This is a genomic window from Spiroplasma endosymbiont of Dactylopius coccus, from assembly GCF_977110965.1.
Genome location: NZ_OZ373019.1, coordinates 379,605 through 392,581, shown reverse-complemented (window position 1 = coordinate 392,581; position 12,977 = coordinate 379,605). Strand labels below are relative to the sequence as shown.

Here is a 12,977-nt window from a genome sequence, read left to right as displayed (position 1 = left end):
AAAAACAAAATAAAAGAGTTAGAAAAGAAAGGTTAAATTATGAATAAAGAAAAAATAATTAATTATCTTGACAATGAATTTATGGAATTACTTAAAGATGATATTAGTGATGAAATTAAAATTAATATTAGTAATTGGAAAATGAAATTAATAATGAAATTACAAGAAAAAATAGAAAATGGAGAATTTGATAATGAATAAAGAAAAATTAATTAAATATTTAAATAAATATTATAAAAATATGGAAACTGATTATGGTTATCATTTTATGGAATTTAAAAATGAACAAGATAAATATACACATTACGGGATATTATTAGCAATTAATACTATAAAAGAAAAAATTGAAAATGGAGACTTTGATAATGACTAAATTAACAGATTTATTTGGTCAAGATAAAATAGAAATATTTTCACCAAATCCCAAAGATTTAACAGATAGTAATGATATAAAAGCAATTATTTTATGAAAATATCCTAATGTTATTGCTGAATATTTAGTTGTTTCTCAACCACATGCAAATACTGCTATTTTAGTTGGTGACAACATTCATTATACAGGTTGAGTAGAAATATTTATTAAACCAAAAGAAGGAGTAAATGAAAATGCCAAATGACACCAATGTACAATCAAATAATTATACTTTATTGAAATTAATAAGAACTGGAATAAGTCCATTATCAGCAATGATTGGTACAAGTTCTTACTATGGACAGTATTTAAAATATCCAATATTAGGTAGCATTAATGCTTTATTATTTTCTAAAAAATTAGGAATTGATATATGAAATTTAAATCAAATGCCAAGTACTAAAAAGAAAATATTAAATTCAAGTAAAAAAATATTATTAGGTTTAGGAACTATTGGTTTAGTTAATTATGCTAAATTTACAAAAATTAATCCTAATCCTGAACCAGCACCTTGATTAACAACTACTACCACAGAAACACCACCATGACCATTATTATTAACTAATGATAATAAACAACAATTAATGGATTGAGATACATATATTAGTTTAAATACTTATGGTATATCAAATCTAATTGGTGGATTAAGCGAATTAATACCTAATAGATTTGAAGTAATAAGAAAGATATGTAATATGGCAACTGGTGGATGTTTGATTAGTAGTGGTGTAGCAATGGGTATTAATAATGATTTTAATAATGCTTATGCAGTGCCAACAATAGTTGCTGGTGCAAGTGAAATTATTCATAATTTATTACCTATGGAAACTACAAATCATAATCAAGAAATGCAAGAAACATCATTTACAAATGAAACAAGAAGATTAATTAATAGTGATGTTATTAGTAATCATAGTGGAAGTAGTGATGTTTTATATGAAAGACCAACTACATATGATAGTTTATAAAGGAGATGATAACTAATGAATAAAGAAAAAATGATTGAATATTATAACAATGAAATTCAAACATATAAAGAAAGAATGGAACAATTAAATAAAGAAATATCTTTATTGGTAATTATTATAAGTAATTCACAGTCAATGATTGAAAGAATTAATAGTGGTCAATTTGATGAATAATTAAAAATAAATAATTGAAAGGAAAGAATTGAAAATGAAAGAATTTTTACATGAATTAATTATTATTGGAACAAGTGTAGGAACATTAATTTGCAGAGAATTAATTGTTTGATTTAAAAGATTTATTACAACTCCAAAACATATTAGAAGAAATAATAAAGTAATGAAACATCAAAAAAAATTAGCAAAACTTAATAAAAAAATTAATGGTAAAGAAAATAAATAATAAAGGTGTGATTTAAATGTTAGAAAATGAAACTAATATTGAACAAAATACGGAACCTTTAACTGAAGATAATAATTTACAACAAGAAACTAAAATTGTTGAATTAGAAAATAAGTTAAATCAACTTAATCAAGAAATTAAAGAAAAAGAAATGATTAATATATTTAAAAAATATCAAGTTAAAACTGAATTTTATGATTTTTTAAAATTTAAAACTAATAATTTAGAAAATTCAAAAATTGAAGAAACTATTAAAAAAATGATTAAAGAACAACCAGTATTTAAGGAAACAATTAATACGGGTGGTAAACAAGAAACAATATTAACAAATCAACCAAGTTCAATAAAAAGTACTTTATTGGATTATAAAAAGAAAAATAACTTATAACGGAAAGGAATATAAAAAATGGCAATTAATATTCAAAAAAATTTAGATAATACACAAAAATTAGTAGAAGCACCGGAATTTATTGAGTTTTTTAAACAATCAAATAGTCCATGAGCAAACTTTTTTCCTATTGAAATAGTAAATTCTACAAAAATTGAATTTATTATTAAAGTTCCAAAAGACCCATCAATTAAAGTAATTGCTTGAAATGATAAAAGTCAAAGAGTAGATGTTACTTATGCACAAACTGATACTATTTCCAAAATAATAGAAAAATTATATGTTGCTGGTGAAACTATCGCAGCTGTTGATTTAAATGCTGAAAATGGACAAAATTTATTAGAAAGTATGCAATATGAAGTGGCTAATGATTTAGCAGATAAACTAGCAACTGATGATACACAAGTAATTAGTGAAAATGCAACCAAAATAGTAATTAATGACATATCACCAATTGGACATATACAAGCAATGTTAACTGCTTGAAATACTTTATTTCAATTAAGAAATAGTGCAAATTGTCGTTTCTTTATTACTAATAATCTTTATGATACTATTGTTTACTTAGCAAATAATAAAGGCTTAATTACTGATAATCAAATTTCTCAACAATTAAGATTAAATGGAAATGATTTATATATAAAAGGTGTTTTATGTCAAATTGTAATGGATGATTATATGACTTTCACTGATAGTACAAAGAAAAAACATGGAATGGCAACACTTTTTAGGACTATTTTTTGGTAGACACTTGTTCTTGATATTTGATAGGAGTTAAGTAGTTTAAAGTGCTGTGGATTCTTATGTTGTTGTATCAATTGATATAATCAAATAATTCTAATTTTAATTGGATTAATGATGTAAAATTTTTATCATTAATAAATTCTGTTTTGAAAGTTTTAAAAGTTGCTTCAGCAACAGCATTATCATAAGGACAACCTTTTTTGCTTAAAGATCGAGTAATATTGAATGCTAATAAAAGATTATTAATAATTTTATTGTTAAATTCATTACCTCGATCACTATGAAATATTTGGATATCTTTTAAACAGCGATTTGATTGCATAAATGCTTGATATACTAGTAATGCATCTTTTTTAACTCCAACACTATGTCCAATAATTTCGCGGTTAAATAGGTCTATTAATAGGCAAATATAGTTTCATTTACCATTAACTTGAACGTAAGTTAAATCACTAACAATAACTTCGTTTTTAACCCTATTATTAAAGTTTCTATTAACAAGATTGGTTATTTGACTATTATTGACTTTATTATGATGGAGGCTTTTTAATAATCTGTGTTTCTTTGTTTTACAAAGTTACTAATTCAGATTAATTCTGTCTTCAAATTTTATCATAAAATGAGCAATTGCTGTATTTCAATTTTGAATGGGCATTGTTCATTTTTTTGTTATTTTGTCAATTGCTAAATAAAATATTTTCAATTCTTCCATATCGTTAGGAAAAACTTTTTTATTTCTGATGACTTTTCGTAATTGACTATTAACAGATTCAATAGCATTTGTGGTATAAATTACCCTTTTTATTTCTGCAGGATAACTAATAAAAACCATTAAATTATCTCAATTTTTATATCAAGATTTAGCAATTTGTGGATATTGTTTAGTTCATTTATTTTCAAATGATTCTAAAGCTTGCATTGCTTGTTCTTCACTACATGCAGTATAAATTGGTTTTAAATCTGCAACTAGAGATTTTCTATGCTTATATGAGACATATTTCAAACTATTTCTAATTTGATGAACGATGCATAATTGATGTTAGGTTTTAGGATAAACTGATTGTATTGCTTCTGACATGCCTGTTAAATTATCACTACAAGCAATAAGAATATCATTTAAGCCTCGATTTTTCATTTCTGTAAAATTAGATAGTCAAAATTTAGCGCCTTCATTTTCACTAATTCATAAACCTAAAACATCTTTTTTGCCTTCTAAATCAACTCCTAAAGCTATATAAACTGATTTATTAATAATCCGTTTATCTTGTCGTACTTTAACTACTATACAATCAAAATAAACAATCGGATAAACACTTTCTAATGGTCGATTTTGTCATGCTTTGACATCATCAATAACATCATCAGTAATTTGACTAATAACACTTTCACTAATATCAGCACCATGATATAACTCTTGTAATTGCAATCTAATATCAGATAAAGTCATTCCTTTTGCATATAAAGAAAGAACTTGTTGATCAAAACCATCAAATCTTCTTTGTCTTTTTGCAACTATTACAGGAGTAAAATCACTATTGCGATCCCTTGGTACATCAATTTCAATTTTACCTTGTTGAGTTATTAATTTTTTTGAAGTTGTACCATTACGAATATTATCACTATTACCACGTTGATTTCTTTCATGTCCTAAATAATTTTGCATTTCAGAATTCAACATCTTTTCTACTAATCTTTTTGTTAATTCTTTATATAATCCTCCCTCTTTAAAAACTGTTGTTAAATCTTCAGTATTTTCTAATAATAAATCTACTGCTTTTGATATTGGATCATTATTATTAAAGTTATCTTTTTTAGCCATCTGTAACTCACTCTTTCTAGTCATTTAATTATATTTACTAGAACTAATTAAACATAGTTATTTTTGTAAGTCACACAGATTACTAAACATTACCTTATGATGATTTTTGAATGATAATTTAGTGTATTTTGATATTAAATTATGCTTATTCATAATTTCTTTAATTTTTCTGCGTGATAAATAAATTTCTTGGTTTTCTAAAATTTTTTTAATCTTCTAGTACCATAAACTTCTTTATTTTCTTTAAAAGCACTAATAACAGCTTCATCATACATATTATTTTTGATTTTATTTTCTTTTTTCTTTAAGTTAAAATAATATGTTGATTTAGATATTTTCAAAAAACGACACATTGTGCGAATTTTATATTTAACTTTATTTTTAGCAATAATTTCTACTTTCTGCCTATTATTAGTGCTGCTTGCTTTAAAATATCATTTTCCATTCTTAATTGTTTTAATTCTTTTCTTAATTTAATTAATTCATTTTCTTCAACAGAACGATTATCTTTAGTTTTAAAACTACCTGAATTAGTAAATTGCTTAATTCAATTATAAGTAGCTGCTCTTGTAACATTGTACTCTTTAGCAAGACAAGACACTGACTTACCGCTTTGATATAAAGCTACTATTTGTTTTTTAAATTCATCTGAATATGAGTTAATATTGGCCATAATTATACTTACTTTCTTTTCACTAATTTGTTCACTTGTCTACGTAATTAGTGTCCAATAAAGTGTAACCCATCCAGTACAAGTAAGATATTTTTGTGAAGAACATATGATTAAAGTTGAAAATATAAGAAGAAAAATTGCTCAAAAATATATTAATGAATATAAAGAAAAATTAATTAATTTTCTTAAAGAACAAATACAAGATGAATTAGATAAAGGTGATGATGGAATACCATATATTGATGCTTTTGAGTTAATTAAAGATTTAGAAAATGGAGACATTTGATAATGAATAAATTAAAATTAAATTCTTTTGAGAAGTGAATAGAAACAAATACCAAATTATATTGAGATGAAAAAGAAGAAACATTTAAAACTAATGATAATAAAAATTAAAAAGAATAATAAATGTGGTTATGGTAGAGTTTATGCCCATAAATGTAATAACTTATGTAAGCAAAAACAAAATAAAAGAGTTAGAAAAGAAAGGTTAAATTATGAATAAAGAAAAAATAATTAATTATCTTGACAATGAATTTATGGAATTACTTAAAGATGATATTAGTGATGAAATTAAAATTAATATTAGTAATTTGAAAATGAAATTAATAATGAAATTACAAGAAAAAATAGAAAATGGAGAATTTGACTAATGATAATATTACCTACTTTGTTTGAAAATAAAGATGAAATTGAAATATTATCACCATTTCCCAAAGCAATTCATACAAGTAATGATATTAGAGCAATTTTTTAAGACAATATCCAAATATTAAATCAAAACACATAATTGTTTCTGACCCCGAAAGTAATGTTGCATTAATAGTTGGTGATAATGATGTTTATCAAGGTTGAATTAAAGTAACAGTTAAAAAATTAGAAATTAAAGGAGAATAAAATGCCAAACGAAAATACACAATCAAATTATACTTTAACCAAATTAATTAGAACCGATATAAGTCCTATTTGTGCAATGATTGGTACAAGTGCTTATTATGGTCAAGTAATTTCAAATCCAGTATTAGGTTCAATTAATAGTTTATTATTTGGTAAAAAATTAGGTTTAGATATTTGAAATTTAAATCAAAGACCAAATACTAAAACAAAATTAATTAATAGTTCTAAAAAAATATTACTAGGTTTAGGAACAATCGGTTTAGCAAATTATAGTAAATGAACAGAAAATAATATTAATCCTATTATTCCAACAACACCAACTCCAATAACTACTACAACTACAACTGAGGGTCCACCATGATTATTATTAGATAAACAAGATAATCAGTCATTAATGGATTGAGATACATATATTAGTTTAAATGCTTATGGTATTTCAAATCTTATTAGTGGATTAACTGAGTTAATACCTAATAAATTTGAAACAATAAGAAAAATTTGTAATATGGCAACTGGTGGATGTTTGATTAGTAGTGGTGTTGCTATGGGTATAAATAATAATTTTAATAATGCTTATGCAGTACCTACCATAATTGCTGGTGCAAGTGAAATTATACATAATTTACTACCTATGGAAACTACACATCATAATGAAGAAATGCAAGAAACATCATTTAATGATGAAACTGCAAGATTAATTAATGACAATAGATTTTCAATTAATAGTGAAACAACTAGTCAATATGGTAGTGATAATATGAGCGAAGTACCATTAAATCATGATAATGCTTCACTAAATTGAGATTATAATCACATGAGTTTATAAAGGAGGTGAATAATTTATGAATAAAGAAAAATTACTTGAATATTATAATAATGAAATTCAGACATATAAAGAGAGAATGGAACAATTAAATAAAGAAATTGCCTTATTAGTAAGCATTATAAGTAATTCAAAATCGATGATTGAAAGAATTAATGGTGGTCAATTTGATGAATAATTAAAAAATAAATAATTGAAAGGAAAATATTGGAATGAAAGAATTTTTACATGAATTAATAATTATTGGAACAAGTGTTGGAACATTAATTTGCAGAGAAATTATTGTTTTATTAAAAAGATTTATCACAACTCCAAAACATGTTAGAGCAAATAACAAAATTATCAAACATCAAAAAAAATTAGCAAAATTAAATGAAAAGATTAATAAAGGAGAAAAATAATATGACAAAAATTGAATTTAATGAAAAATATAGAAAAAATAATATCAAAATTGATAGAGATTTTGATTTAGATATAGGAAATTGTTTTAAATTTTCTGATATTGATATATTAGAAAATGCTGTTAATGATTATAAAAAATTAATAAGTGAAATGCCACAATTAGTTAAAGATTGATTATTGGGATAAGATTAGGAGAATGTTAAATGTTAGAAAATGAAAATAATGTTCAACAAACAACTGAACCTTTAACTGAAAATAATGCTTCTTCACAAGAAATAGAAAATAAAGTTAATGAAGCAAAAAATAAATTAAATAAACTTAATCAAGAAATTAAAGAAAAAGAAATAATTAATATATTTAAAAAATATCAAGTTAAAAATGAATTTTATGATTATTTAAAATTTAAAACTAATAATTTAGAAAATTCAAAAATTGAAGAAATTATTAAAAAAATGATTAAGAACAACCAGTATTTAAAGAAACAATTAATACAGGTGGCAAACCACAAACAATAATAACAAATCAACCAAATTCAATAAAAAGCACTTTATTGGATTATAAAAAGAAAAATAAATTATAAGGAAGGAAAATAAAAAATGGCAGTACCATTCAAACAAAATTTAGATAATACCGAAAAATTAGTAGAAGCACCAGAATTTATAGAATTTTTTAAACAATCAAATAGTCCGTGGGCAAGTTTTTTTCCTATCGAAATGGTTAATTCAACAAGAATTGAATTTATAGTTAAAAAACCAAAAGACCCAAAAGTTAAAGTTCTTCAATGAAATGATAAAAGTAAAAGAATAGATGTTGGATATGCTGATACAGATAAAATTATTAAAGAAATTACAGAAGAAGCCGTTGCTGGCGAAACAATTGCAGCAAAAGATTTATTAGCAGAAAATGGTCAAAATTTATTACAAAGTATGCAATATGAAGTTGCTAATGATTTAGCAGATTATTTAGCTAATAACAATACTAATGTAATTGCAAAATATGCAATTAAATTTATGATTGAAAAATCAACAGAACCAAAAGCACAAGCAATTAAATATGTAGAAGCAATGTTGGGGGCATGAAATACATTATTTCAATATAGAAATATTGCAAATTGTAGATTCTTTATTACTAATTCTCTTTATGATAGTATAGTTTATTTGGCAGATAATAAAGGTTTAATTACTGATAATGAAATTGCACAACAATTAAGATTAAATGGTAATGATTTATATATTAAAGGTGTTTTATGTCAAATTGTAATGGATGACTATATGACTTTTAAAAATGATAAAAATGATGATGAAATTATGTCATTTGTTTTAGCAACACCAAGAGCAATGAAAAGATATATGTTGCAAGATACAATTATTTATGTTCAAGAAGTGGCAGATGGTAAAGTTGGAAGAATGTATTGAGTTGGTGGAGAAGTTACAGGTCAAGCCATACCTTATATTTCTAATAATGAAACAACATCACGTTGAATGGCATGTGGAATTATTAATACTGATAAAACTGATTTAAAAACTAAAATTACAAATTTAACAACTGATATTACTGCAAATGTTAATAACAATAATAGTGAATTAAATACAAAAATAAAAAGTACTAATGAACTTAAATCATTAAATCCAAATTTAACAAATCCAACTATTAAATATTTTAGTGACGCACAAGGAAAAACTAATGTAAGTAATCAAAAACAAAAAGCAGGTGACTTATATATAACTATTACTGCAAATGTTAATGACTTAAATTATAAAGGAACAACAAATCCAATTAAAATAACTCTTAAATAAAGGAAATTAATACCATGCCAATCGGTACAACTAGTACAGCAATACTTTTAAACATAAATAAACCAAAACATACTAGAACAAGTAACCAACAAGAAAATAAAAGTTTTTGATGAGAAATTTTAGAAATGATTGGTGTACAGGTCATAGCAGTAGCACTTGCTCCTTTTACTGGTGGATTAAGTGAAAGTGTAGTCCTTGGATTAGGTGCAAGTGATTTAGTTGCTAGTATTAGTGCTATTGGTGTAGAGTTTTTAACTGATTTTACTATTAATCAAGTTTATGATTATTTAAAAGGAAATGTAACACCATTAAATACTTTCTTTAATATATTACCTGCATTTGCTGGACTTAATAAAATTAGTCGTGGTTATCGTACAACTAAATTTATTAAATTAGCAGAAAAAACTAAAACATTAGAACAAATTGGTGTTAAAGAAGCAAAAAATTTACAAGAAATTATTAGTCAAATAAGTGGAAAAGAGATTTTAACAGATAAAATTATTGGTAATAAACGTTATTTATTTAATTATAGTTTTGCTCCTAATCGTGAAACAATAATCCAAAATTTAGGATATGTTGCTGAAAGACAATATAAAAATAATTTTCAAAAATTAGAAGCACAAGAATTAAAAGATTACTTATTATTACAAAATACATTAATAAAACTAAGTCCACAATTAACTCCTAAATTTAAAATCAAAGATATTGAAAAAGCAAATAACTTTTTAAAAAAATATAATACTGATTTAAAAAAAGCATTAGAAATGAATCAACATGATTGATTAAATTTAGTTCATACAATACACACAGAAAATAGATATGGAAAAACTTTAATTTTAGATTTACAAAAAATTCGTGCTAATGCTCATAAATTTAATTGAATTCAAAATGACCTAATTCATAAAAATATTGTAAGATTAAATAAAATTTTTAAGTATTTTGATATTAGATTTTATTTAAAAAAAGGTTTAAATAAATTTTGAAAAGATACTCCATATTTTGAAAAATTACGAGAAAGTATATATAAATTACAAGAAAAATTTAAAAAGTTAGAAAAACAAGCATTTGAAAAAATTAATAAATTAAAAGAAAAAGTAACTGATTTATTTACTAGTGCAGAAAAAAGAGCCATTAAACATGCACTAAATTATTAGATTATTTAAAAGAAAATAATGCTGATGAAAAAATATATGAATATTTTAAAAATAATAAAGAAGGTATTAGAAATCAAAATGCTATTTGAAATATTGCTTGTAGTGCTGAAAGTGATGTTTATCATTTAATAAAATCTATATCTAATAATAATGCAAAAATTTATTCAAAAGAAGCATTTTTTAATTTATTAAAATTAAAACAAGCAAGGATTAATAAATTAAAAGTGTTTGTTTAAATTTATAAAATTTAATAAATCTAAACCTAAATAGTTAGGAATTTTTAAATTATATTAGGTAATGTTTAGTAATCTGTGTAACTTACAAAAATAACTATGTTTAATTAATTCTATAATAAACCTAGAAAGAGTGAATTACAGATGGCTAAAAAGCAAAATATTAATAATAATGATCCAATATCAAAAGCAGTAGATTTATTATTAGAAAATACTGAAGATTTAACAACAGTTTTTAAAGAGGGAGGTTTGTATAAAGAATTAACAAAAAGATTAGTAGAAAAAATGTTGAATTCTGAGATGCAAAATTATTTAGGATATGATAAGAATCAACATAGTAATAGTGACAATGCTCGTAATGGTATAAGTTCAAAAAAATTAATAACTCAACAAGGTAAAATTGAGATTGATGTACCACGAGATCGCAATAGTAATTTTAATCCTGTAATAATTGCAAAAAGACAAAGAAAATTTGATGGTTTTGATCAACAAGTTCTTTCTTTATATGCAAAAGGTATGACATTATCAGATATTAGAATGCAATTACAAGAGTTATATCATGGTGCTGATATTAGTGAAAGTGTTATTAGTCAAATTACTGATGATGTTATTGATGATGTAAAAGCATGGCAAAATCGACCATTAGATAGTATTTATCCGATTGTTTATTTTGATTGCATAGTAGTTAAAATACGACAAGATAAACGCATTATTAACAAATCTGTGTATATAGCTTTAGGAGTTGATTTAGAAGGTAAAAAAGATGTTTTAGGCTTATGAATTAGTGAAAATGAAGGTTCTAAATTTTGATTAGCCAATTTCACAGAAATGAAAAATCGAGGCTTAAATGATATTCTTATTGCTTGTAGTGATAATTTAACAGGAATGTCAGAAGCAATACAATCAGTTTATCCTAAAACAGAACATCAATTATGCATCGTTCATCAAATTAGAAATAGTTTGAAATATGTCTCATATAAGCATAGAAAATCTCTAGTTGCAGATTTAAAACCAATTTATACTGCATGTAGTGAAGAACAAGCAATGTAGGCTTTAGAAACATTTGAAAATAAGTGAAATAAACAATATCCTCAAATTGCTAAATCTTGATATAAAAATTGAGAAAATTTGATAGTTTTTATTAATTATCCAACAGAAATTAAAAGAGTAATTTATACCACAAATGCTATTGAATCTGTTAATAGTCAATTACGAAAAGTTATCAGAAATAAAAAAGTTTTTCCTAATGATATGGAAGAATTGAAAATATTTTATTTAGCAATTGAAAATATAACAAAAAAATGAACAATGCCCATTCAAAATTGAAATACAGCAATTGCTCATTTTATGATAAAATTTGAAGATAGAATTAATCTTAACTAGTACTTTGTAAAACAAAGATACACAGATTTCTAAAAAGCCTCTTATATTAATAAAAATGTGACACAAAATACTTTATTTTTTTTAATTAATGTGTTGTAATTATTACAAAAATTAATAATTTATTTTATCTTTTATTTAAAGAAAATTAAATTATATCCACATTTGAAATACGTCCATATTTTTTTGTCTTTCTGCATGTTTTTGTTTTTTAGTTTTAATGTTTTCAAATGAAATTTCTACAAAAATAGCAGGAGAAGGTATAAAAATAGATTCATCTTTTGTTTTTTCGTTATTGTTATTCTCTAACATTATATCCATATTTTATATTTCCTTTTTAAAATAAATAGTGTATTTATAAACTTATATTAAGTTTATGTTCTTGATTTTAGCATCTTTTTTAATTTAGAAAAATAGTTACCATTTTGGTAACTATTTTTATTTTGCTATAAATTTATTATTAATTTTAGTTTTATGTTGGATTGATAAACTTATTTTATTTATTTCATCAATAAAATTATTATCTTTTTCTATATCTCAACCATTTTTTTGATCAATTTCTTTTGTTATTTTTTCCAATTCTATTTTGATTTCTTTTAAACTAGTTTTATTAATATTATTATTTAATCTTTTTTCAATATTTTGAATTTTTATATCAATTTCATGATATCAAGTGGTATCTAAAACATTGCAAAGTGGTTCTTGTACTCAAGCATGGTACATTTTTCTTTCTTCAAATCCTTCTGGAAGTTTTATTTCTTCTTTAATTTCAGCAATTAATTTATATATACTTTTTATTTTTTTAACTTTACTATACATATCTTTTAATCTTCCTTTCAAAAAAATAAAAAACCCATTTACTTTAAAAAAATAAAATAATGAGTTGAA

The 12,977-nt window shown here is 23.4% G+C and carries 21 protein-coding genes and 3 pseudogenes; 18 read left to right on the top strand and 6 right to left on the bottom strand.

Annotation, left to right across the window (positions count from 1 at the left end; translation table 4 throughout):
- The first annotated feature begins 39 nt into the window (after window positions 1-39).
- Genes ACXUB0_RS02595 through ACXUB0_RS02560 form a run of 8 tightly spaced genes read left to right on the top strand, consistent with a single transcriptional unit; the run spans window position 40 to window position 2,915 of the window.
- Window positions 40-201, top strand: a complete 162-nt coding sequence (locus ACXUB0_RS02595) for a hypothetical protein (protein WP_458257583.1) — start codon at window positions 40-42, stop codon at window positions 199-201.
- A complete protein-coding gene (locus ACXUB0_RS02590; RefSeq protein WP_458257671.1) occupies window positions 194-373 on the top strand; it encodes a hypothetical protein in 180 nt (59 codons plus the stop codon). Before ACXUB0_RS02595 ends, ACXUB0_RS02590 begins: the two co-directional genes overlap by 8 nt.
- Window positions 366-638 carry a hypothetical protein gene (locus ACXUB0_RS02585; RefSeq protein WP_458257351.1) on the top strand — a complete coding sequence of 91 codons (273 nt, stop codon included), beginning with the start codon at window positions 366-368 and terminating at the stop codon, window positions 636-638. The genes ACXUB0_RS02590 and ACXUB0_RS02585 overlap by 8 nt, the downstream gene beginning before the upstream one ends.
- Entirely contained in the window at window positions 607-1,380 is a 774-nt protein-coding gene (locus ACXUB0_RS02580; RefSeq protein WP_458257350.1) for a hypothetical protein, read from the top strand. Before ACXUB0_RS02585 ends, ACXUB0_RS02580 begins: the two co-directional genes overlap by 32 nt.
- Before the next feature lie 15 nt (window positions 1,381-1,395).
- Window positions 1,396-1,554, top strand: coding sequence for a hypothetical protein (locus ACXUB0_RS02575; RefSeq protein ID WP_458257349.1), 159 nt, complete (start codon window positions 1,396-1,398; stop codon window positions 1,552-1,554).
- A 34-nt stretch (window positions 1,555-1,588) separates the two neighbouring features.
- The gene (locus ACXUB0_RS02570) at window positions 1,589-1,780 is read left to right on the top strand and encodes a hypothetical protein (protein ID WP_458257348.1); all 192 of its coding nucleotides are present in this window, start codon (window positions 1,589-1,591) and stop codon (window positions 1,778-1,780) included.
- A 16-nt stretch (window positions 1,781-1,796) separates the two neighbouring features.
- Complete coding sequence (locus tag ACXUB0_RS02565; protein WP_458257347.1) at window positions 1,797-2,168, top strand: hypothetical protein; 372 nt, start codon at window positions 1,797-1,799, stop codon at window positions 2,166-2,168.
- An 18-nt stretch (window positions 2,169-2,186) separates the two neighbouring features.
- A complete protein-coding gene (locus ACXUB0_RS02560; protein WP_458257670.1) occupies window positions 2,187-2,915 on the top strand; it encodes a hypothetical protein in 729 nt (242 codons plus the stop codon).
- Here ACXUB0_RS02560 and ACXUB0_RS02555 read toward each other — a convergent pair.
- The 4 genes and pseudogenes from ACXUB0_RS02555 to ACXUB0_RS02540 form a co-directional block, all read right to left on the bottom strand.
- Window positions 2,902-3,399, bottom strand: a pseudogene (locus ACXUB0_RS02555) (IS3 family transposase); the annotation flags it as partial. The gene ACXUB0_RS02560 and the pseudogene ACXUB0_RS02555 overlap by 14 nt on opposite strands.
- Window positions 3,400-3,492: 93 nt before the next feature.
- Window positions 3,493-4,731: pseudogene (locus tag ACXUB0_RS02550) on the bottom strand (IS256 family transposase).
- A 197-nt stretch (window positions 4,732-4,928) separates the two neighbouring features.
- The gene (locus ACXUB0_RS02545) at window positions 4,929-5,084 is read right to left on the bottom strand and encodes a transposase (protein WP_458257439.1); all 156 of its coding nucleotides are present in this window, start codon (window positions 5,082-5,084) and stop codon (window positions 4,929-4,931) included.
- 41 nt (window positions 5,085-5,125) lie between these two features.
- Window positions 5,126-5,404 carry a transposase gene (locus ACXUB0_RS02540; RefSeq protein ID WP_353306568.1) on the bottom strand — a complete coding sequence of 93 codons (279 nt, stop codon included), beginning with the start codon at window positions 5,402-5,404 and terminating at the stop codon, window positions 5,126-5,128.
- A 106-nt stretch (window positions 5,405-5,510) separates the two neighbouring features.
- Between ACXUB0_RS02540 and ACXUB0_RS02535 the strand changes: the two genes are divergently transcribed.
- From ACXUB0_RS02535 to ACXUB0_RS02490, 10 genes and pseudogenes are all read left to right on the top strand, one after another.
- Window positions 5,511-5,693: a hypothetical protein gene (locus ACXUB0_RS02535; protein ID WP_458257669.1), complete on the top strand. Its 183-nt coding sequence runs from the start codon at window positions 5,511-5,513 to the stop codon at window positions 5,691-5,693.
- Window positions 5,694-5,901: 208 nt separating this feature from the next.
- The gene (locus ACXUB0_RS02530; RefSeq protein ID WP_458257668.1) at window positions 5,902-6,057 is read left to right on the top strand and encodes a hypothetical protein; all 156 of its coding nucleotides are present in this window, start codon (window positions 5,902-5,904) and stop codon (window positions 6,055-6,057) included.
- Between the two features lie 245 nt (window positions 6,058-6,302).
- Complete coding sequence (locus tag ACXUB0_RS02525; protein ID WP_458257667.1) at window positions 6,303-7,127, top strand: hypothetical protein; 825 nt, start codon at window positions 6,303-6,305, stop codon at window positions 7,125-7,127.
- A 16-nt stretch (window positions 7,128-7,143) separates the two neighbouring features.
- The gene (locus ACXUB0_RS02520; protein ID WP_281747961.1) at window positions 7,144-7,302 is read left to right on the top strand and encodes a hypothetical protein; all 159 of its coding nucleotides are present in this window, start codon (window positions 7,144-7,146) and stop codon (window positions 7,300-7,302) included.
- A 34-nt stretch (window positions 7,303-7,336) separates the two neighbouring features.
- Entirely contained in the window at window positions 7,337-7,525 is a 189-nt protein-coding gene (locus tag ACXUB0_RS02515) for a hypothetical protein (RefSeq protein ID WP_174481134.1), read from the top strand.
- A 1-nt stretch (window position 7,526) separates the two neighbouring features.
- Entirely contained in the window at window positions 7,527-7,712 is a 186-nt protein-coding gene (locus ACXUB0_RS02510) for a hypothetical protein (RefSeq protein ID WP_458257413.1), read from the top strand.
- Window positions 7,713-7,729: 17 nt separating this feature from the next.
- Complete coding sequence (locus ACXUB0_RS02505; protein ID WP_458257666.1) at window positions 7,730-8,041, top strand: hypothetical protein; 312 nt, start codon at window positions 7,730-7,732, stop codon at window positions 8,039-8,041.
- Window positions 8,042-8,122: 81 nt separating this feature from the next.
- Window positions 8,123-9,322, top strand: coding sequence for a hypothetical protein (locus tag ACXUB0_RS02500; RefSeq protein WP_458257665.1), 1,200 nt, complete (start codon window positions 8,123-8,125; stop codon window positions 9,320-9,322).
- Window positions 9,323-9,336: 14 nt separating this feature from the next.
- A complete protein-coding gene (locus ACXUB0_RS02495; protein WP_458257664.1) occupies window positions 9,337-10,476 on the top strand; it encodes a hypothetical protein in 1,140 nt (379 codons plus the stop codon).
- Between the two features lie 377 nt (window positions 10,477-10,853).
- Window positions 10,854-12,092, top strand: a pseudogene (locus tag ACXUB0_RS02490) (IS256 family transposase).
- Window positions 12,093-12,242: 150 nt separating this feature from the next.
- Here ACXUB0_RS02490 and ACXUB0_RS02485 read toward each other — a convergent pair.
- Together ACXUB0_RS02485 and ACXUB0_RS02480 are read right to left on the bottom strand one after the other, a co-directional pair.
- A complete protein-coding gene (locus ACXUB0_RS02485) occupies window positions 12,243-12,410 on the bottom strand; it encodes a hypothetical protein (RefSeq protein WP_458257663.1) in 168 nt (55 codons plus the stop codon).
- 117 nt (window positions 12,411-12,527) lie between these two features.
- Window positions 12,528-12,929 carry a hypothetical protein gene (locus tag ACXUB0_RS02480; protein ID WP_458257662.1) on the bottom strand — a complete coding sequence of 134 codons (402 nt, stop codon included), beginning with the start codon at window positions 12,927-12,929 and terminating at the stop codon, window positions 12,528-12,530.
- Window positions 12,930-12,977 lie beyond the last annotated feature (48 nt).